At 72.4% G+C, this 19,584-nt stretch carries 20 protein-coding genes and 2 riboswitches; of the genes, 14 read left to right on the forward strand and 6 right to left on the reverse strand.

Going from position 1 to position 19,584, the window contains the following annotated elements:
* Positions 1–30 precede the first annotated feature (30 nt).
* Complete coding sequence (pcrA, locus tag AB4Y78_RS11475; protein WP_441714568.1) at positions 31–2,481, forward strand: DNA helicase PcrA; 2,451 nt, start codon at positions 31–33, stop codon at positions 2,479–2,481.
* 62 nt (positions 2,482–2,543) lie between these two features.
* On the opposite strand, the gene AB4Y78_RS11480 is transcribed toward pcrA, so the two are convergent.
* On the reverse strand, positions 2,544–3,470 hold the full coding sequence (locus tag AB4Y78_RS11480) for a M23 family metallopeptidase (protein ID WP_259912051.1): 927 nt from the start codon (positions 3,468–3,470) through the stop codon (positions 2,544–2,546).
* A gap of 118 nt (positions 3,471–3,588) precedes the next feature.
* Complete coding sequence (locus tag AB4Y78_RS11485) at positions 3,589–4,515, reverse strand: esterase/lipase family protein (RefSeq protein WP_441714570.1); 927 nt, start codon at positions 4,513–4,515, stop codon at positions 3,589–3,591.
* 166 nt (positions 4,516–4,681) lie between these two features.
* Here AB4Y78_RS11485 and sucC point away from each other — a divergent pair, with 166 nt between their 5' ends.
* The 7 genes from sucC to ribH all read left to right on the forward strand — a co-directional run bounded on the left by sucC (position 4,682) and on the right by ribH (position 11,537).
* Entirely contained in the window at positions 4,682–5,863 is a 1,182-nt protein-coding gene (gene sucC / locus AB4Y78_RS11490) for an ADP-forming succinate--CoA ligase subunit beta (protein WP_265231973.1), read from the forward strand.
* An 18-nt stretch (positions 5,864–5,881) separates the two neighbouring features.
* On the forward strand, positions 5,882–6,772 hold the full coding sequence (gene sucD / locus AB4Y78_RS11495; protein WP_259912057.1) for a succinate--CoA ligase subunit alpha: 891 nt from the start codon (positions 5,882–5,884) through the stop codon (positions 6,770–6,772).
* A gap of 178 nt (positions 6,773–6,950) precedes the next feature.
* The gene (locus AB4Y78_RS11500) at positions 6,951–7,769 is read left to right on the forward strand and encodes a lysozyme (protein ID WP_265229931.1); all 819 of its coding nucleotides are present in this window, start codon (positions 6,951–6,953) and stop codon (positions 7,767–7,769) included.
* A gap of 91 nt (positions 7,770–7,860) precedes the next feature.
* Positions 7,861–7,990: riboswitch (FMN riboswitch) on the forward strand.
* A 145-nt stretch (positions 7,991–8,135) separates the two neighbouring features.
* On the forward strand, positions 8,136–9,215 hold the full coding sequence (gene ribD, locus AB4Y78_RS11505; protein ID WP_441714573.1) for a bifunctional diaminohydroxyphosphoribosylaminopyrimidine deaminase/5-amino-6-(5-phosphoribosylamino)uracil reductase RibD: 1,080 nt from the start codon (positions 8,136–8,138) through the stop codon (positions 9,213–9,215).
* The gene (locus AB4Y78_RS11510; protein ID WP_441714575.1) at positions 9,215–9,826 is read left to right on the forward strand and encodes a riboflavin synthase; all 612 of its coding nucleotides are present in this window, start codon (positions 9,215–9,217) and stop codon (positions 9,824–9,826) included. Before ribD ends, AB4Y78_RS11510 begins: the two co-directional genes overlap by 1 nt.
* Positions 9,823–11,070, forward strand: a complete 1,248-nt coding sequence (locus AB4Y78_RS11515) for a bifunctional 3,4-dihydroxy-2-butanone-4-phosphate synthase/GTP cyclohydrolase II (protein WP_441714577.1) — start codon at positions 9,823–9,825, stop codon at positions 11,068–11,070. The genes AB4Y78_RS11510 and AB4Y78_RS11515 overlap by 4 nt, the downstream gene beginning before the upstream one ends.
* Positions 11,067–11,537: a 6,7-dimethyl-8-ribityllumazine synthase gene (gene ribH / locus AB4Y78_RS11520; protein WP_259912065.1), complete on the forward strand. Its 471-nt coding sequence runs from the start codon at positions 11,067–11,069 to the stop codon at positions 11,535–11,537. The genes AB4Y78_RS11515 and ribH overlap by 4 nt, the downstream gene beginning before the upstream one ends.
* Positions 11,538–11,657: 120 nt before the next feature.
* Here ribH and AB4Y78_RS11525 read toward each other — a convergent pair whose 3' ends face one another.
* Entirely contained in the window at positions 11,658–12,446 is a 789-nt protein-coding gene (locus tag AB4Y78_RS11525; RefSeq protein ID WP_441714578.1) for a hypothetical protein, read from the reverse strand.
* The gene (locus tag AB4Y78_RS11530) at positions 12,439–12,945 is read right to left on the reverse strand and encodes an RNA polymerase sigma factor (RefSeq protein ID WP_441714580.1); all 507 of its coding nucleotides are present in this window, start codon (positions 12,943–12,945) and stop codon (positions 12,439–12,441) included. Before AB4Y78_RS11530 ends, AB4Y78_RS11525 begins: the two co-directional genes overlap by 8 nt.
* 120 nt (positions 12,946–13,065) lie before the next feature.
* Here AB4Y78_RS11530 and AB4Y78_RS11535 point away from each other — a divergent pair, with 120 nt between their 5' ends.
* Positions 13,066–14,220, forward strand: coding sequence for a cell division protein PerM (locus AB4Y78_RS11535; protein WP_259912078.1), 1,155 nt, complete (start codon positions 13,066–13,068; stop codon positions 14,218–14,220).
* 26 nt (positions 14,221–14,246) lie between these two features.
* Here AB4Y78_RS11535 and AB4Y78_RS11540 read toward each other — a convergent pair whose 3' ends face one another.
* Positions 14,247–14,645, reverse strand: coding sequence for a hypothetical protein (locus AB4Y78_RS11540; protein WP_441714581.1), 399 nt, complete (start codon positions 14,643–14,645; stop codon positions 14,247–14,249).
* Between the two features lie 15 nt (positions 14,646–14,660).
* On the opposite strand from AB4Y78_RS11540, the gene AB4Y78_RS11545 reads away from it, so the two are divergent.
* The 5 genes from AB4Y78_RS11545 (at position 14,661) to AB4Y78_RS11565 (ending at position 18,485) form a co-directional block, all read left to right on the forward strand.
* The gene (locus tag AB4Y78_RS11545; protein ID WP_441714583.1) at positions 14,661–14,918 is read left to right on the forward strand and encodes a hypothetical protein; all 258 of its coding nucleotides are present in this window, start codon (positions 14,661–14,663) and stop codon (positions 14,916–14,918) included.
* 20 nt (positions 14,919–14,938) lie between these two features.
* Positions 14,939–15,541: a phosphoribosylglycinamide formyltransferase gene (gene purN / locus AB4Y78_RS11550; RefSeq protein ID WP_259912073.1), complete on the forward strand. Its 603-nt coding sequence runs from the start codon at positions 14,939–14,941 to the stop codon at positions 15,539–15,541.
* Between the two features lie 10 nt (positions 15,542–15,551).
* A riboswitch (ZMP/ZTP riboswitch) is annotated at positions 15,552–15,633 on the forward strand.
* Between the two features lie 30 nt (positions 15,634–15,663).
* Positions 15,664–17,262 (forward strand): bifunctional phosphoribosylaminoimidazolecarboxamide formyltransferase/IMP cyclohydrolase, encoded by a 1,599-nt coding sequence (gene purH / locus AB4Y78_RS11555; RefSeq protein WP_441714585.1) that lies wholly within the window; start codon positions 15,664–15,666, stop codon positions 17,260–17,262.
* A 30-nt stretch (positions 17,263–17,292) separates the two neighbouring features.
* Positions 17,293–18,153, forward strand: a complete 861-nt coding sequence (locus AB4Y78_RS11560) for a bifunctional methylenetetrahydrofolate dehydrogenase/methenyltetrahydrofolate cyclohydrolase (protein WP_441714587.1) — start codon at positions 17,293–17,295, stop codon at positions 18,151–18,153.
* Positions 18,150–18,485: a DUF3017 domain-containing protein gene (locus AB4Y78_RS11565; RefSeq protein ID WP_441714589.1), complete on the forward strand. Its 336-nt coding sequence runs from the start codon at positions 18,150–18,152 to the stop codon at positions 18,483–18,485. Before AB4Y78_RS11560 ends, AB4Y78_RS11565 begins: the two co-directional genes overlap by 4 nt.
* Positions 18,486–18,551: 66 nt before the next feature.
* Here AB4Y78_RS11565 and AB4Y78_RS11570 read toward each other — a convergent pair whose 3' ends face one another.
* On the reverse strand, positions 18,552–19,547 hold the full coding sequence (locus tag AB4Y78_RS11570) for a malate dehydrogenase (RefSeq protein WP_259921411.1): 996 nt from the start codon (positions 19,545–19,547) through the stop codon (positions 18,552–18,554).
* Positions 19,548–19,584: the final 37 nt, after the last annotated feature.

Here is a 19,584-nt window from a genome sequence, read left to right on the forward strand (position 1 = left end):
TCACCGCGGCGACGTAGGCTGGAGGGCGAGATGAGCAGCCTCTTCGACGACCTCCCTGATGCCCTGCCCGGTGACTGGACCGCGGACGTGACCGATGCCGGGGTACCGGCGTGGGCGATGTCCGAGGAGGGGCCCACGCGGGCCGTCCACAGCGCGCACCCGGCCCGGCAGCAGCAGGACCCCGAGGAGCTCGTCGCCGGCCTCAACCCCGCCCAGCGCGAGGCAGTCCTGCACCACGGTGGCCCCCTGCTCATCATCGCCGGCGCCGGGTCGGGCAAGACGAGGGTGCTCACCCACCGCATCGCGCACCTGCTCGCCGCCCGAGGGGCCCAGCCGGGGCAGATCCTGGCCATCACCTTCACCAACAAGGCCGCCGCCGAGATGCGCGAGCGGGTCGAGGAGCTCGTCGGACCCCGCGCCCGGGCGATGTGGGTCATGACCTTCCACTCCGCGTGCGTGCGCATCCTGCGCCGCGAGGCGACCAAGGTCGGGATGAAGAGCAGCTTCTCGATCTACGACGCGGCCGACAGCCAGCGGCTCATCGCGCTCGTCATGCGCGACCTCGACCTCGACCCCAAGCGATTCCCCCCGCGCGGCATGGGGCACCGGATCAGCAACCTCAAGAACGAGCTCGTCGACGAGGAGGAGTTCGCCCGGCGGGTCTCGGCTGACGAGGACGCCGAGCGGCCCGGGGGCACGCACCAGGAGCAGACGCTGGCGCAGGTCTACACCGAGTACCAGCGGCGGCTGCGCCAGGCCAATGCGCTCGACTTCGACGACATCATCATGACGACGGTGCACATCCTCCAGGCCTTCCCCGACGTGGCCGAGCACTACCGTCGCCGCTTCCGTCACGTGCTCGTCGACGAGTACCAGGACACCAACCACGCGCAGTACATGCTCGTCAAGGAGCTCGTGGGTGGTGACAAGGACGCGACGCAGGGCGAGCACGCCGTCGAGCCGAGCGAGCTGGTCGTCGTCGGTGACGCCGACCAGTCGATCTACGCCTTCCGCGGCGCCTCGATCCGCAACATCGTCGAGTTCGAGGAGGACTACCCGGACGCCCGCTCCATCCTCCTCGAGCAGAACTACCGCTCCACGCAGACGATCCTCACCGCGGCCAACGCGGTCATCGAGCGCAACGAGTCCCGGCGCAAGAAGAACCTGTGGACGCAGGCCGGTGCCGGCGAGCAGATCGTGGGATACGTCGGCGACAACGAGCACGACGAGGCCTCCTTCATCGCCAAGACCATCGACGAGCTGCACGACGAGCAGGGGGTTCGGCCCGGCGACGTGGCCGTCTTCTACCGGACCAATGCCCAGTCCCGCGCGATCGAGGAGGTCTTCGTCCGCGTCGGCCTGCCCTACAAGGTCGTCGGTGGTACCCGCTTCTACGAGCGGCGCGAGGTCAAGGACGCCCTGGCCTACCTGCGGGTCGTCGCCAACCCCGCCGACACGGTCAACCTGCGGCGGATCATCAACGTGCCCAAGCGGGGCATCGGCGACCGGGCTCAGCTGGCCGTGGCGCAGCTCGCGGAGCGGGAGCGGATCCCCTTCGTCGCGGCGCTGGGCCGGGCCGAGGACGCGCCGGGCATCGCCACCCGCTCGCTCAAGGCGGTGCAGGGCTTCACCGCGCTGCTGGAGTCGTTGCGCGAGCAGCGCGACAGCGGTGCCGGGGTCGGCGAGCTGCTCGAGGCGGTCCTCGAGCGCACCGGGTACACCGCCGAGCTCCAGGCCAGCCGTGACCCGCAGGACGAGACCCGGCTCGAAAACCTCGCCGAGCTCGTCGGCGTCGCGCGCGAGTTCGACGCCACCCGTGAGGCGACGGGCGAGGTCATCAGCCTCGACGACTTCCTCGAGCAGGTGAGTCTCGTCGCAGACGCCGACGAGATCCCCGACGACCCGGGCGAGGGCGGTGAGGCAGCCGACCAAGGGGTCGTCACCCTCATGACGCTGCACACGGCCAAGGGCCTGGAGTTCCCGGTCGTCTTCCTCACGGGCATGGAGGACGGGACCTTCCCCCACCAGCGCAGCCTGGGCAATGCCACCGAGCTCGAGGAGGAGCGGCGGCTGGCCTATGTCGGCATCACGCGGGCCCGTGAGCGGCTGCACCTCTCGCGCGCGGCGGTGCGCAGTGCCTTCGGGGCGCCGCAGTACAACCCCGCATCCCGGTTCCTCGACGAGATCCCCGAGCACCTCGTGCGCTGGGAGCGCACCGGCCCGCCCGTCGGGCTGGGGCGTGGCTCCGGGCGGGAGCCCGCGGTCGCCCGGCTCGCCGCCCGACCGGGCGTGCGCTCACCGGGCAACCGGCCGGTCATCTCGCTCTCCGACGGTGACAAGGTCACGCACGACAGCTTCGGTCTCGGCACGGTGATCCGGGTCGAGGGCGAGGGGGACAAGGCGATGGCGCACGTCGACTTCGGGGGAGAGGACGGCGTCAAGCGGCTCCTGCTGCGCTACGCCCCGCTCGAAAAGCTCTGAGGACGACCGAAGGGGGCCGACGACCACTGGTCGTCGGCCCCCTTCGGGTTGGCTGGGCGGTGTCAGTTGATGCCGCGCTCCGCGAGCCATCCGGCCGGGTCGATCGGCGATCCGCCACCGGGGTGGATCTCCATGTGCAGATGCGGGCCGGTCGAGCGGCCCGTGTTGCCGGAGAGGGCGACGACGTCACCGGGGGCGACCTGCTGGCCGACGGTGGCGCTGATCGAGCTCAGGTGGCCGTAACGGGAGACGGTGCCGTCCCAGTACTTGATGTCGATGTAGTTGCCGTAGCCGCTCATCGGGCCGGCTCCGACGACGGTGCCGCTGCTCATCGCCTTGAGCGGGGTGCCGACCGCGGCGGCGTAGTCCTGGCCCGCGTGGAGGCGACCCCAGCGGTGGCCGAAGGGGGAGGTGAAGACGGCGTTGTCGAGCGGCTTGACCCAGCTCTGCGCACCGGCGGGCGCCGTCGCGCCGGACGTGCTGTCGCTGGTCTCGCTCGTCCCCGCAGCGTCGGTGCCGGTGGTGCCGGCGCTGCTGCGGGCGGCACGGGCCTGCTCGCGCTTCTTGGCGGCGAGGTCCTTGCGGGCCTCGGCGCGGGCGGCGCGCTTGCGCTCCTGGGTGCGGGCCTGGTCCTCGGCGACGGAGGTCGACGCGGCCTGGCGGCGGGTGGCGAGCCCGCTCGTCTCCTGGGCGGAGGCGGCGACCTCGGTGCGGGCGCTCTCGCCGAGCTGCGGGTCGGCGAGCAGGTCGCCGGCCTCGCGGTCCGCCGCGGGGGTGATGAAGGCGGCGTTGGCCTGGGAGGCGGCCTCTGCGGTGAAGGGGGACGACTGCGCAGCCGTCGCCCCGGCAGCAGTCAGCACCAGCGTCGCCGCGGCTGCGGTGGGCAGCGCGTAGGCCGGGCTGAAGCTCTTGGGGAGTCGGGAGCGGCGCTCGAGAGCGCGTCGCTCGGCGCGCGTGGGCGGCCGGTGCCGCCCGGTGTAGTCACTCATGAAGGGGACGTCCTCGCAGGGGATCGCGGACAAATCCCCGAAACCCTAGCGTGACCGTTTCGTTATGCAAAACCGAGGTGGCATCCGGCGGCGGCACGACCGGCGGGCCGTGGGGAGGTCAGGCCTGACGCGAGGTGATGTCGGTCACCGAGGCGGTCGGTGCGCCCTCGCTGTCGATCTGCGTCAGGCGGGTCGCGATCTCGTGCACGACGCTCGGCAGGATCGGCAGGGACAGGTGGCCCACGCCGTGCATGCGGATGTTGGTCGTCGCCACCCCATCCTGGTGGAGCGAGGCGTTGACCGCGGGCACGACCGCCTCGTCGGTGTCCGACCAGATGGCGATGACCCGGGTGCGGCAGCCGGGCGCGGGCTGGTTGAGCTCCTGCATCAGCCCGCTGCCGGGCCGCAGCTGTCGGGTGAGCGACGTCGGCAGCAGGTAGGCGGCGAGGGTGCCGGTGTGCGGCGAGCCGAGCGTCGCGAGCGTGTGGACCCGCTCGTCACCACCGAGGCGGGTGACGTAGTAGCGGGCGACGACGCCACCGAGGCTGTGGGCGACGATGTGGATCCGCTCGTAGCCCGTCTCCTCGACGATCGCCTCGACCTCCTCGGCGAGCTGGGCCGCGGCGGTCCGCACGTCGCGGGTGCGCACCGAGTAGTTCATGGCGAAGACGCGGCTGAAGCCGCGCCGCAGCAGTCCGCGTCGCATGAGCGTGAAGATCGAGTGGTTGTCGGCCAGGCCGTGCAGCAGCAGGATCGGCGTCCCGACCTCCGTGACGGCGTTGACGAGCATGCCCCGCTGCACGGGGTTGAGGTGCTCGACGCGATAGCCGTGCCGGGGGCTGCCACGCCGCGGGGCCCGGGCACCGAAGGGGTAGAGCGAGATGTGTGTCGTCGCCCAGACGACCTCGACCGCGGCGAAGACCGCCGCCTGGACGGAGGCCATGCTGCGCACGTGGTCGCAGACTCCGGCACGCAGGCTCGGCGCCACCGTGGCCGGAGCCTCGGCCGGGGCGCTCGTCGCCGCGGAGCTGGTCTGGGGAGACATGGTGACCCGAGAGTAACTCCGAAGGGGGAGCGTGGGGGAAGGGCCGTGACGACACTGTGATGACGCGGCCGGCGAGCCCCCCGGTGGACCGGACGTGCTCGGTGCCGGCGCGGGGGATAGTCTCGACCCGCACCCCGTTACCACAGCAGAGGACGGAATCAACCTCGTGGATCTCTTCGAGTACCAAGCACGCGACGTGTTCGAGAAGCATGGTGTCCCGGTTCTTGCCGGCGCCGTCGCCACCACCCCGCAGGAGGCTCGAGCAGCCGCCGAGACCATCGGCCAGAAGAGCGGCGGTGTCACCGTCGTCAAGGCCCAGGTCAAGACGGGTGGCCGCGGCAAGGCCGGCGGCGTCAAGGTCGCCAAGACCCCGGAGGAGGCCGAGGCGCACGCCGAGGCCATCCTGGGCATGGACATCAAGGGCCACACGGTCCACCAGGTCATGATCGCCCAGGGCGCCCAGATCGCCGAGGAGTACTACTTCTCCATCCTGCTCGACCGGGCCAACCGGACCTACCTCGCCATGTGCTCCAAGGAGGGCGGCATGGACATCGAGCAGCTCGCCGTCGAGCGCCCCGAGGCCCTCGCCCGCATCGCGGTCGACCCCAATGTCGGCATCGACGATGCCAAGGCCACCGAGATCGTCCAGGCTGCTGGCTTCGACGAGGCCGACCAGGCCAAGATCGCCGACGTCCTCAAGACCCTCTGGGTCGTCTACCGCGACGAGGACGCCACGCTCGTCGAGGTCAACCCGCTCGTCAAGACCGAGCAGGGCGACATCGTCGCCCTCGACGGCAAGGTGACCCTCGACGGCAACGCGGACTTCCGCCAGCCCGGTCACGCCGAGCTCGAGGACAAGGCCGCGGCCGACCCGCTCGAGGCCAAGGCCAAGGGCCTGGGCCTCAACTACGTCAAGCTCGACGGCAACGTCGGCATCATCGGCAACGGCGCCGGACTCGTCATGAGCACCCTCGACGTCGTCGCCTACGCCGGTGAGGACTTCACCGGTGGCGCGGCCAAGCCGGCCAACTTCCTCGACATCGGTGGTGGCGCCTCGGCCGAGGTCATGGCCAACGGCCTCGACGTCATCCTCGGCGACGAGCAGGTCAAGTCCGTCTTCGTCAACGTCTTCGGTGGCATCACCGCGTGCGACGCGGTCGCGGACGGCATCGTCGGCGCCCTGAAGACCCTCGGCGACTCGGCGAGCAAGCCGCTGGTCGTGCGCCTGGACGGCAACAACGTCGACGAGGGCCGTCGCATCCTCGCCGAGTTCAACCACCCGCTCGTGACCGTCGAGGCCACCATGGACGGCGCCGCCCGCAAGGCCGCCGAGCTGGCCGCGAAGTAAAGGACGACTGAAACAGACATGGCAATCTTCCTCACCGCTGACTCCAAGGTCATCGTCCAGGGCATGACCGGCTCGGAGGGCATGAAGCACACGACGCGCATGCTCGCCTCGGGCACCAACGTCGTGGGCGGCGTCAACCCCAAGAAGGCCGGCCAGAGCGTCGACTTCCCCGACGGCCAGTCCGTCCCCGTCTTCGGCTCCGTCGCCGACGCGATCAAGGAGACGGGCGCCGACGTGTCCGTCGTCTTCGTGCCGCCGGCCTTCGCCAAGTCCGCCGTCATCGAGGCCATCGACGCCGAGATCGGTCTCGCCGTCGTCATCACCGAGGGCATCCCCGTCAAGGACACCGCGGAGTTCTACAACTACTCCGTCGGCAAGGCCACGCGGATCATCGGCCCCAACTGCCCCGGCCTCATCAGCCCCGGCAAGTCCAATGCCGGCATCATCCCGGCCGACATCGCCGGTTCCGGCCGGATCGGTCTCGTGTCCAAGTCGGGCACGCTGACCTACCAGATGATGTACGAGCTGCGTGAGTTCGGCTTCTCCACCGGTGTCGGCATCGGCGGCGACCCGATCATCGGGACGACGCACATCGACTGCCTCGAGGCCTTCGAGGCCGACCCCGAGACCGACGCGATCGTCATGATCGGCGAGATCGGTGGCGACGCAGAGGAGCGTGCGGCGGCCTACATCAAGGAGCACGTCACCAAGCCGGTCGTCGGCTACGTCGCGGGCTTCACCGCCCCGGAGGGCAAGACCATGGGCCACGCCGGCGCCATCGTCTCCGGCTCCTCCGGTACGGCCGCGGCCAAGAAGGAGGCCCTCGAGGCCGCTGGCGTCAAGGTCGGCAAGACGCCGTCCGAGACGGCCGACCTCATGCGCGAGATCATGCAGGGCCTGTCCAAGTAGTCCCGGACATCCCACGCGTGAAGGGGGACGACGACCACGGGTCGTCGTCCCCCTTCGCCATGTCCTGACGAAGACCTGACGAAGTCGGGAGACGCCCGTGGGGTCCTCGTCATCTTGACGTCCTAGCGTGCCAAAGGCCCTGCCCAGGGGCCACCACCCCTGCACGAGGAGATCTCGCATGTCCCGGACCACGATGCTGGCCGCCGGTGCGCTCGCCGCCGCCGGCCTGCTCATGTCGACAGGTGCCCAGGCGGCGCCCGCCACGCCCGAGCCCACCCCGCAGGCCGAGGCGGCCGGCATCACCGAGCCGGGCGAGGCGGCGATGGGCTGGCGGCAGCGCGACGTCCGGACCCGCTCCCAGGTCACGGCCGCCGTGCCCGCCGGGGTCCCCGGCATCGACGTCTCCAACTGGCAGGGCCAGGTCGACTGGGCCGGTCAGTGGGGTGCCGGCAAGCGCTTCGCCTACGTCAAGGCGACGGAGGGCACGACGTACACGAGCCCCTCCTTCGGCCACCAGTACACCGGCTCCTACGCCCAGGGCTTCATCCGCGGCGCCTACCACTTCGCGCTGCCCGACAGCTCGAGCGGGACGACCCAGGCCAACCACTTCGTCGACCACGGTGGCGGCTGGAGCGCCGACGGCAAGACCCTGCCCGGCGCCCTCGACATGGAGTGGAACCCCTACGGCGCCACCTGCTACGGCAAGACGCAGACGCAGATGCGCACCTGGATCAACGACTTCCTCACCCAGTACAGGTCGCGCACGGGCCGCTACCCGGTCATCTACACGGCGACGAGCTGGTGGACGCAGTGCGTCGGCAGCGACACGACGATCCCGACGAAGTCACCGCTGTGGATCGCTCGCTACTCGTCGACGCGGGGCACCCTGCCGACCGGTTGGCCCACGCACACCTTCTGGCAGTACAGCGACACCCCGATCGACCAGAACGTGTGGAACGGCACCCTCGAGCGCCTGCGGTACTTCGCCGCGAACTGATCACCGACGGGCGGGGCGGTGCCGTGTGGCGAGACGCACGGTGCCGCCCCGCTTGCGTGCGAGTACGCTCGGTGTCGTACGAGTCAGTCGTACGCGTGCTCCGGGGTCGGTGTAATTCCGAGCCGGCGGTGACAGTCCGCGAGCCCGTCCTCTCGAGGCCGGGTTGAGCTGGTGGAACTCCAGCACCGACGGTGAAAGTCCGGATGGGAGGCAGCACGCGGCGGCGCGGTCGTGCCGCGCGTGGTGACTCATCGCGGCCGACGTCACCGGGTCTCCCGGTGCTTCGCGCACGCCGTCACGCCCTTGGCGTGCCTCCCTGCACCCCGTGGTCCGCGTCGGACCACGGAGAGGCAGATGCAGGGACCGATGACCACCGAGCAGGCGATGGCGCGTGCCGTCGACCTGGCGGCCCGCGGTCTGGGACACACGGCCCCCAACCCCGTCGTCGGGTGCGTCGTGCTCGACGCCGGCGGCGCACCGGTCGGCGAAGGGTGGCACGCCCGGGCCGGCGGCCCCCACGCCGAGGTCGTCGCGCTGGCCGCCGCGGGAGAGGCCGCGCGCGGGGGCACGGCGGTCGTCACCCTCGAGCCCTGCCGCCACACCGGCCGGACCGGCCCGTGCACCGCAGCCCTGCTCGACGCCGGCATCGCCCGGGTGGTCGTCGCGGCGCCGGACCCCACCGCAGCTGCTGGTGGGGGAGCGGACCTGCTGCGGGACCACGGGATCGAGGTCGTCGAAGGTGTCGGGCGAGAGGCCGCCACCCACGTCAACCGGGCCTGGCTGCACGCCGTGAGGACCGGACGTCCGTACGTCACGTGGAAACTCGCGAGCACCCTCGACGGGCGCACCGCCGCCACCGACGGGACGAGTCGCTGGATCACCGGGCCCACGGCCCGCGAGGCGGTGCACCGGCTGCGCGCGGAGCGTGACGCGGTCCTCGTGGGGGCCGGCACCCTGCGTGCCGACGACCCGCACCTGGCCGTGCGCGGGGTCGAGGGCGCGACCCAGCCGCTGCGGGTCGTCGCCGACACCCGCGCCGAGATCGAGCCGACCGCCCGTGTCCTCGACGACGCGGCCCCGACCCTCGTCGCGGTCGCCGAGGGAGCCGACACGGCGCGACTGACCGACGCGGGGGTCGACGTGCTCGCTCTACCCGTGGGGGAGCGCGGCATCGACCCCGCGGCGCTCCTCGGCGGGCTCCACGCGCGGGGCGTGCGCTCCGTGCTGCTCGAGGGCGGCGCCCGTCTCGCGGCCTCCTTCGTCGCGGCCGACCTCGTCGACGAGGTCGTCGCCCACTTCGCGCCGGCACTGCTCGGGGCCGGCGCGCCGGTCCTCGGGGACGCCGGCATCACCACCATGACCGAGGCGCTGCGCCTCACCACCACCGACGTCACGCGGCTCGGCGACGACATCGCCGTCACGGCCGCCGTGAGGAGGGAGCACTGATGTTCACCGGGATCGTCGAAGAGCTCGGGGAGGTGGTCGCCATCGCGCCGGGGGAGGAGTCCAGCCGGATCACGGTGCGCGGCGCCGTCACCACCACCGAGGCCGCCCACGGGGCGTCGATCGCCGTCAACGGCGCGTGCCTCACCGTCACCGACCACGAGCCGCAGGGGGGAGAGGTCACCTTCGACGTCATGGCGGAGAGCCTGCGGCGCTCCGCCCTGGGCGATCTGGTCGTCGGCGACGCGGTCAACCTCGAGCGCGCCATGGTCCTCGGGGCCCGTCTGGACGGGCACCTCGTGCAGGGGCACGTCGACGGCACGGCGACGATCCTCGAGCGGCGGCCGGGCGATGCCTGGGAGGAGGTGCGCCTCTCCCTCGCGCCGGAGCTGGCTCCCTTCGTCGTGGACAAGGGCTCGATCTGCCTCGACGGGGTGAGCCTGACCCTGACCCGGGTCGGCGACGACCACGTCGAGGTCGCCCTCATCCCCACGACGCTGCAGCTGACCACCCTGGGGCGCAAGGGCGTCGGTGACCGGGTCAACGTCGAGGTCGACGTCCTCGGCAAGTACGTGCAGCGCCTGCTCACCCTCGACACCCAGGACCCGCGATGACCCACGACGAGACCCTGCTCGACCCGATCGAGAGCGCGATCGAGGCGATCGCCGACGGTCGGCCCGTGCTCGTCGTCGACGACGCCGACCGGGAAAACGAGGGCGACATCATCTTCGCCGCCGACGCGGCCACCGACGAGCTCATGGGCCTGACGGTGCACCTGGGCAGCGGGGTCATCTGCGTGGCGATGACCGGCGGTGACCTCGACCGGCTCGCGCTGCCCCCGATGACGGCCATCAACGAGGACGCCAAGGGCACCGCCTACTCCGTCTCGGTCGACGCCCGCGAGGGAGTGACGACGGGCATCAGCGCCGCCGACCGCGCGCTGACCGCCCGCCTGCTCGCCGACCCGGCGACGGGGCGGGAGGACCTCGCCCGTCCGGGGCACGTCTTCCCCCTGCGTGCCCGGGACGGCGGCGTCCTCGTGCGGCGCGGCCACACAGAGGCGGCGGTCGACCTGTGCCGGCTGGCCGGTCGGACCCCGGCCGGCGTCATCTGCGAAGTCGTCGAGGAGGACGGCTCGATGTCGCGCCTGCCGCAGCTGCGCCGCCTCGCCGACGAGCGGGGCTGGCCCCTCGTGAGCATCGCCGACCTCGTCGACCTGCGGCGCCGCTCGGAGGCCCTCGTCGACCGGGTCGTCTCGACCCGACTGCCCACGGCCGCAGGCGAGTTCACCGCGCACGGCTACCGCAGCCAGGTCGACGGCAGCGAGCACGTCGCCCTCGTCCACGGCGACGTCTCCGCGGACGTCCCGCTCGTGCGGGTGCACAGCGAGTGCCTGACGGGGGACGTCTTCGGATCGCTGCGGTGCGACTGCGGGCCGCAGCTCGAGGCGGCCCAGGCGGCCGTCGTCAAGGCCGGCGCGGGGGTCGTCGTCTACGTCCGCGGGCACGAAGGGCGCGGCATCGGCCTCGTCGACAAGCTGCGGGCCTACGCCGCCCAGGACGAGGGGGCCGACACCGTCGACGCCAATGCCGACCTGGGTCTGCCGGTCGACGCCCGTGACTACACGCACGCCGCGCAGGTCCTGCGCGACCTGGGCATCACGCGCGCGCGCCTGCTGAGCAACAACCCGGCGAAGGTCGCGGCGCTCACCGCGCTCGGGGTCGAGGTCGTCGAGCGGGTGCCGCTGCCGCCGAGCGTCACGAGCGACAACCTGCACTACCTGCGCACCAAGCGCGACCGGATGGGACACGACCTGCCGTGGCTGCCGGACCACCACGACGAAGGGAGCACGCGATGAGCGGGCACGGAGCACCGACGATGGCGATCGAGGGCGCGGACGGGCTGCGGGCAGCCGTCGTCGCGTCGAGCTGGCACACCGAGGTGATGGACGGGCTGCTCGCGGGGGCGGTCACCACCCTCGCCGAGGCGGGCATCGAGGCGGAGGTCGTCCGGGTCGCGGGGAGCTTCGAGCTGCCCGTCGTCGCGGCCCAGCTCGCCCGCACCCACGACCTGGTCGTGGCCCTCGGGGTGATCATCCGGGGCGGGACCCCGCACTTCGACTACGTCTGCCGGGCTGCGACCGACGGGCTCTCGCGGGTGGCTCTCGACAGCGGGACCCCGGTCGGCTTCGGGCTGCTCACCTGCGACGACGACCAGCAGGCACTCGATCGGGCCGGTCTGCCGGGGTCCACGGAGGACAAGGGGCGCGAGGCGGCCGAGGCCGCGCTGGCGACCGCGGTGACGCTGCGCCGCCTCCGGGCGTGACGCATGCCACGTCGGTGCAGGTGCTGACGGCGCACACACCGCGGGGCTAGCCTTGCGCTGCAGCGCCGACCCGGTCGATCCCCCTGCTCCCGGGTCGGCGCTGTCCGCGCCTGCCGACGGTCAGGAGGCGTTGCTCGTCGCGAGCAGGTCGACGTCGCCGAGCGCCGACTGCGCGACCTGGCGCATCTCCTCCGACGTGTAGCTCTTGCCGTCGAGCTCGGCCACCGTGAGGTACGAGGTCGAGCTGCCCCGCGTCGCCTCGAGCCACCAGTAGGTCGCGCCGTCCTCCCCACGGGCGTGCCACGAGCGGAAGGTCGCCCCTCCGGGCAGGTCCTCGGTGACCCGCTGGGTCACCGAGTAGCTCTCCTCGCACAGGGCCACGGCCTGATCGATCGCCTCGGTGGGCGGCGTCGAGGCGCCGGAGGTCGTCGTCCCGATCCACTGCCCGGAGACGACCCTGCCGTCGTCGAGCGTCGAGACGCGACGGTCCCAGGAGTTCGACTGCGGGGTCTGGAAGCACTGCCCGTCGGGCTCGGCGCTGCCCTGGGTGCTCGCGACCGGCAGGCCGAGGGCGGCGGACCACTCGTCGGAGTCGAGCATCTGCAGGGCCGGGTCCCCGGTCGCCGTCGAGGTCGCAGCCGGCGGGGTGCTGCCGACGCCCTCGCGGACGAGGAGGGTGGCGCCGGTGGCGACGAGGGCCGAGGCCGCGAGCCCCGCGATGACGGTGAAGGACCGGCGACGCCGCCGGCGCAGGTCGCGGGGTGCTCCGCCCGCCGTCGACCGAGCCCGGACGAAGGCGGGCTCGGGCAGCGGCTCGGCCGCCACGTCGTCCATGAGCGACATGAGGGCGCCGCGCACGCGCGCGTCGTCCTCGGGGCCCCACGGGGTGTCGTCGTGCGCGTCACTCATCGGGCTCCTCCTTGTCGCCGAGTGCGGTGGCCAACTGGGCCCGACCACGGTGCAGGCGGGCCTTGATCGTGCCGGGTGGTGACCCGGTCTGTCGGGAGATCTCGTCGACGGACAGGTCGGCGAGGTAGTGCAGGGCGAGGGTCTCGCGCACCTCCGGGCCGAGGGTGCGCAGGGCCGCGACGATCGCGACCCGGTCCTCGCTGGGCTCGCGGGGGGTGCTCGGCTCGCCGTGCCGCTCCATCGCGGTGGTCCGGTTGGTGTCCTTGCGCCATGCGGAGATCGCTATGCGTCGGGCCACGGTCCGCACCCAGGCGCCCGGCTCGTCCGCGGCACGTACCTGGTCCCACCGCTGCCATGCCCGGGCGAAGGCCTCCTGGGTGGAGTCCCGCGCCAGCTCGAGGTCGCCCGTGGAGGCGTACACGAGATGGACGACGCGTTGCGCCGTGGAGCGGTAGAAGTCGTCGAACTCGGCCTCCGCCGAAGCATCGCCTCCCTTCATCACCCCTCCAGACGCACGTCGGGGCACCTCGGTTGCCCCCCGGAAGAAATCTTTTCGTGACCCACGGCCGGCCTCCACCACACACCCGGCCCCGTCGGTGACGATGGGGGTGTGACGGTGATGGAACTCATCCGGTCGGCCACGACCGGGGACGACGCTACCCGCAGACGACCTGACCTGCGGGCAGCAGCCGCTGGTGCGCTCACCGCCCTCGCCGGATGGTTCGTCGTCGTCATCGTCGTCCTGCTCGGTGCCCTCGCCGTGCCCCGTGCCTCCGCCGGCATCGGTGACGCGCTCGGCTCGGGCAGCCTGCTCTGGCTCGTGCTCGGTGGCGCCCGCCTCCACCTGGGGGAGGGCACGCTCGCGCTCACCCCTCTCCTCGGGCCGTTGCTGCTCGTCCTGCTCGCACGCGCCGGCGCCCGACGTGGCCTGGCCGACGACGCCGACGCCGTGGAGCAGGCCAGCTGGCTGGCCGGCTACGCCGGGGTCGGGGTGCTCACGGCACTCCTCGGGCTGCTGTCGCCCGCCGGGCCCGTCCTCGTCAGCCTCGTGCTGCCCGTGCTCGCCGTCCCCGCGCTCGGCCTCCTCCTGGCGCAAGGCGCCCCCTCGAGGGTCGGGGAGCTGTGGGACCGCGCGCCGGTATCCGTGCGGCGCGGCCTGCTGCCCGGCGCTAAGGGAGCGGCCCTCCTCCTCGGGCTGGGCTCGCTCCTCGTCGTCGTCGCGACCCTCGTCCACATCGGCCGGGTCACCCACATCCACGCCGAGCTCGAGACCGGGCTCCTCGGCGGGCTCGCCCTCGTGCTGCTCCAGGTGATGCTGCTGCCCAACCTCGGCATCTGGGCGCTCTCGCTCGCTGCCGGCCCGGGCTTCTCGACGGCGGGCGGGGCCATGACGACGTGGTCGAGCGCGGAGGCCGGGCTGCTGCCCATGGTGCCGGTGCTCGCCGCCCAGCCGCAGCCCGGACCCATGCCGTGGGTCACCCACCTGCTCGTCCTGCTCCCGCTCGTCGCCGGAGCCTGGATCGGTCGCGAGACCCTCTCGCGGGTCCCGCGCCTGGCGCCCACGCAGTCCAAGCTGGCGGCAGTCCTCGCGGCCGTGGTCGTGGCGGCACTGGGTGTCGCTCTGCTCGACGGGCTCGCCGGAGGGTCGCTCGGCGCGATGCGGCTGGCCCACCTCGGCGCGCCGGCCGTCAGCCTCGCCCTGGTGCTCACCCTCGAGCTCGCTGCCGGTGCGCTCGTCGTGCTCGCCCGCGACTGGTGGCTCCTGCGGCGCTGAGCACCACCCACCGAGCGGTAGCGTGATCAGCACGTCGTCGGTCGCCGGGGAGGTGGGCTCGTGGTCCATCCAGCGCTGGCCCTCGCCCTGACGGCTCTCGTGCTCGCCGGCTGCACCCGCACGGACTGGCACGAGCCCCCCGCCCGCACCGAGACGGTGACGGCGAGTCCCACGACCGACCCGACGACCACCCCCACCGAGACGGTGACGACGAGCTCCACGACCGACACGACGACGGCCCGCTCCGGGCCGGCGACCATCCCCGCCTCAGGGCGGCTGCGGGCGTCGACGTCGACCGCCGGCTTCGTCTCGCCGAGCGGCAAGATCGTCTGCACGCTGTCGGCGGGGAGACCCCCTTCGCCCGCTGCGACCTGCGCTCCGGCAACCTGCCGGTACCCCCGGAGGTCCGCGGCGAGTGCATCCACGACAGCGGCACGAGCATGGTCGTCGACGGTGACGGAGCCCGGCCGGGGTGCGTCAGCGACGCCGTGCAGGGGCAGTCGACGACCAAGGCCCGGGCCGCGGGCTGGTGGCGCGAGGACTTCGGCGAGGGCAGCCTCGGCGAGGCGGTGCTGCCGTACTCCCGTGCCCTCGACGTCGGCGACGGCGTCGGTTGCGAGAGCCGGATCACCGGCATGACCTGCCGGGTCGGGGAGCACGGCTTCACGATCAACGACACGGCGTACACCACGTGGTGACCGCCTCCTAGACTCGCGGGGTGAGCGCCCCCCTTCGTCTCGTCGTCCTCGTCTCCGGCTCCGGCTCCCTCCTGCAGGCGTTGCTCGACGCACAGGCAGCGGGCACGCTGCCCGCACAGGTCGTCGCCGTCGGGGCGGACCGGGCCTGCACCGGTCTGGAGCGCGCGGAGGCCGCGGGGGTGGCGACCTTCGTCGAGGCGGTCGGTGACCACGCCGACCGGGCCGCGTGGGACGCGGCACTGGCTGCCCGCATCGCCGAGCAGGCGCCGGGCCTCGTCGTCACCGCGGGCTTCATGAAGATCCTCGGGCCGCAGGCCCTGGCCGCCGCCACCTTCGTCAACACCCACCCCGCGCTGCTGCCCGCCTTCCCCGGCGCCCACGGGGTGCGCGATGCCCTCGCGTACGGCGTGACCGTCACCGGCTCCACCGCCCACCTCGTCGACTCCGGTGTCGACACCGGGCCGATCATCGAGCAGCGCACCGTCCCGATCGCGCCCGACGACACCGAGGCGAGCCTCCACGAGCGGATCAAGGTCGTCGAGCGCGAGATGCTCGTCGACGTCGTCACGGCGATGGCCACCGGTGGGTGGCGGGTCGAGGGACGTCGGGTCCACGTCGGCTGAGCATCTAGACTCGGGGGCACACGACTGGCGAAGGTGGATCACCACCGGGGAGTGAGACAAGTCGAGGTGCATCGCCCGCCTGGGTGCACCCACCGCACCGCAGCGACCCTCCAGGAGTACTCGTGTCAGACCGTCGTCCCGTCCGCCGTGCCCTCGTCTCCGTCTACGACAAGACCGGCCTCGAGGACCTCGTGCGCGGGCTCGCCGACGCCGGGGTCGAGCTGGTCTCGACCGGCGGCTCCGCCGCGACGATCGCCGGGCTCGGCCTGCCGGTGACCAAGGTCGAGGACCTCACCGGCTTCCCCGAGTGCCTCGACGGCCGGGTCAAGACCCTGCACCCGCGGGTCCACGCGGGCATCCTCGCCGACACCCGGCTCGAGGACCACGTGCGGCAGCTCGACGAGCTGGAGGTCGCCCCCTTCGACCTCGTCGTCGTCAACCTCTACCCCTTCGCCGACACCGTCGCCTCCGGCGCGGGCGTGCAGGACTGCATCGAGAAGATCGACATCGGCGGCCCGACGATGGTGCGCGCCGCGGCCAAGAACCACGCCTCCGTCGCCATCGTCACCGACCCCACGACCTACGGTGACGTCCTCGAGGCCGTGCGCGGCGGCGGCTTCACCCTCGGGCAGCGGCAGCGCCTCGCGACCGACGCCTTCGTCCACACCGCGACCTACGACGTCGCCGTCGCCTCGTGGATGAGCTCGGTCGTCAGCCCGAGCGACGAGACTCCCTTCCCCGGCTGGATCGGTGGCACCTACGCCAAGAAGTCCGGCCTGCGGTACGGCGAGAACCCGCACCAGGCCGCCGCGCTCTACGTCACCGACGGCGGTGGCGGCATCGCCGGGGCCGAGCAGCTGCACGGCAAGGAGATGTCGTACAACAACTACATCGACGGTGACGCCGCGCTGCGCGCCGCCCACGACCACGCCGGCCTGCCGACCGTCGCGATCATCAAGCACGCCAACCCCTGCGGCATCGCGGTGGGCGAGAGCATCGAGGCCGCCTACGAGCGCGCCCACGCGTGCGACCCCGTCTCCGCCTACGGCGGCATCGTCGCGACCAACCGCCCGGTGACCGCGGCGATGGCCACGGCCCTCAACGACACCTTCTCCGAGGTCGTCGTCGCGCCCGACTTCGAGCCGGACGCCCTGGAGATCCTCAAGGAGAAGAAGAACCGCCGCCTGCTCAAGGTCGCGGAGCCCGCCACGGGCGGCGTCGAGACCCGGCCGGTCTCCGGCGGCCTGCTCGTCCAGCAGCGCGATGCGATCGACGGCGTCGTCGAGGCGACGGGGGACGACAAGCCCACTCAGGGCCACGGCGACGACCCGAGCGCCTGGGCGCTGGTGACCGGCGAGGCGGCCGACGCGGCGACACTCGCCGACCTCGCCTTCGCCTGGCGAGCGGTCCGCGCGACGAAGTCCAACGCGATCCTCCTCGCCAAGGACCAGGGCTCGGTCGGCATCGGCATGGGCCAGGTCAACCGCGTCGACTCCTGCCACCTCGCGGTGAGCCGGGCCGGCAAGGAGCGGGCGAAGGGGGCCGTCGCGGCCTCGGACGCCTTCTTCCCCTTCGCCGACGGGCTGCAGGTGCTGCTTGACGCCGGCGTCAGCGCGGTCGTCGCCCCCGGCGGCTCCGTCCGCGACGACGAGGTCGTCGCGGCCGCCGAGGCGGCCGGCATCACCATGTACTTCACCGGCACGCGGCACTTCGCCCACTGATCGCCGACGACGATACGGAAGGATGACCACGTGACGGCACAGATCCTCGACGGCAAGGCGGCGCTCGCGTCGATCAAGGACGAGCTCAGGGTGCGGGTGGCCGCGCTCAAGGAGGCGGGCATCACCCCCGGCCTGGGCACGGTCCTCGTCGGCGACGACCCCGGCAGCCGCTGGTACGTCGGCGCCAAGCACAAGGACTGCGCGGAGATCGGTATCACGAGCATCCGGCGCGACCTGCCGGGCAGCTCCACGCTCGACGAGGCCCTCGCCGTCGTGCGCGAGCTCAACGAGGACCCGACGTGCACCGGCTTCCTCGTGCAGCAGCCGACCGGGCTGGACGAAAACGCGATCCTCTCCGCCGTCGACCCGGCCAAGGACGTCGACGGGCTGCACCCGGTCAACCTCGGGTGGCTCGTCCTGGGCGAGCCGGCTCCGCTGCCGTGCACGCCGATGGGCTGCATCGAGCTGCTCCGCCGGCACGACGTCCCGATCGAGGGTGCCCACGTGGCGATCGTCGGCCGCGGCATCACCGTCGGGCGGCCCCTCAGCCTCATCCTCACCCGGCGAAGCGAAAACGCGACGACGGTCTCGTGCCACACCGGCACGCGTGACCTCGCGGCGGAGGTGCGGCAGGCCGACATCGTCGTCGCCGCGGCCGGAGTGCCCGGCATCATCACGGCTGACATGGTCAAGCCCGGCGCGGCCGTGCTCGACGTCGGCGTGAGCCGGATCGTCGCCGAGGACGGCACCTCCAAGGTGGCCGGTGACGTCGCGGCCGACGTCGCGGAGGTCGCCGGCTGGGTCAGCCCCAACCCCGGCGGGGTCGGCCCGATGACCCGGGCGATGCTGCTGACCAATGTCGTCGAGGCCGCGGAGCGCGGGCTGGCATGAGCGAGGCGGGGGGCAGCACGGCGGGTGGCCCGCCCGACGAGACGTCGGCGACCGGGCGCCCTGCCCTCGACGTCCGTCCGCTCGCCGCCTGGTGGCTGATCTTTGCGGGCATCGTCACCGCGCTGCTCTTCATCCTCACCGACCACGTCCTGCGGGCGACCCTGTGCTTCGGCGGGTCGCTCCTGCTGGCTGCGGTCCTGCGGGTGACCCTGCCCGGGTCCAAGGCGGGCGGCATCGCCGTGCGTGGCCCGCTCGTCGACCTCGTCATCCTCGTCGGGCTCGGCGTCGCGGTGCTCGTCACCGGCTTCACCCTCGACCTCACCGCCCGCTGAGCACGACGAAGGGGGCCGACCGCACGACGTGCGGTCGGCCCCCTTCGCGCTGCCGGGGCGGGGGCGTCAGGCCTTGATGAGTCCGAGCTTGGTGACGGCCTCGCGCTCCTCGGCGAGCTCGGCGACCGAAGCGTCGATCTTGGCGCGGGAGAAGTCGTCGATCTCGAGGCCCTGGACGATCTCCCACGTGCCGTCCTTGACGGTGACGGGGAAGGAGGAGATGAGGCCTTCGGGGACGCCGTAGGAGCCGTCGGAGCAGACCGACATCGAGACCCAGTCGCCCTCGGGGGTGCCGAGCGCCCAGTCACGCGCGTGGTCGACGGTCGCGGACGCCGCGGAGGCGGCCGAGGAGGCGCCACGGGCCTCGATGATCGCTGCGCCGCGCTTGGCGACGGTCGGGATGAAGGTGCTCTCCAGCCACTCCTGGTCACCGACGGCCTCGGCGGCGTTCTTGCCGGAGACCTCGGCGTGGAAGAGGTCGGGGTACTGGGTGGCGGAGTGGTTGCCCCAGATCGTCATCTTCTTGATCTCGGTGACCGGCACGCCGAGCTTGGCCGACAGCTGGCTGATGGCGCGGTTGTGGTCCAGGCGGGTCAGCGCGGAGAAGCGCTCGTTGGGGATGTCGGGCGCGTTGTTCATCGCGATGAGCGCGTTGGTGTTGGCCGGGTTGCCGGTGATCGTCACGCGGACGTCGTCGGCGGCCACCTTGTTGAGCGCCGCGCCCTGGGGGGCGAAGATGCCGCCGTTGGCCTCGAGGAGGTCACCGCGCTCCATGCCCGGGCCGCGGGGGCGGGCACCGACGAGCAGGGCGTGGTTGACGCCGTCGAAGACCTTTTCGGGGTCGTCGCCGATCTCGACACCGGCGAGGGTCGGGAAGGCGCAGTCGTCGAGCTCCATGACGACACCCTCGAGGGCCTTCAGTGCCGGGGTGATCTCGAGCAGTCGCAGCTCGACCGGGGTGTCGGGGCCGAAGAGCGACCCGCTGGCGATGCGGAAGAGAAGGCTGTAGCCGATCTGGCCGGCGGCGCCGGTGACGGCGACCTTGACGGGAGTGGTGCTCACGAGAAGTCGTACCCCTTCGTGCGGTGATTGGGGAGCA

The organism is Janibacter sp. RAF52, from assembly GCF_052114035.1.
GTDB classification, from domain to species: domain Bacteria; phylum Actinomycetota; class Actinomycetes; order Actinomycetales; family Dermatophilaceae; genus Janibacter; species Janibacter hoylei.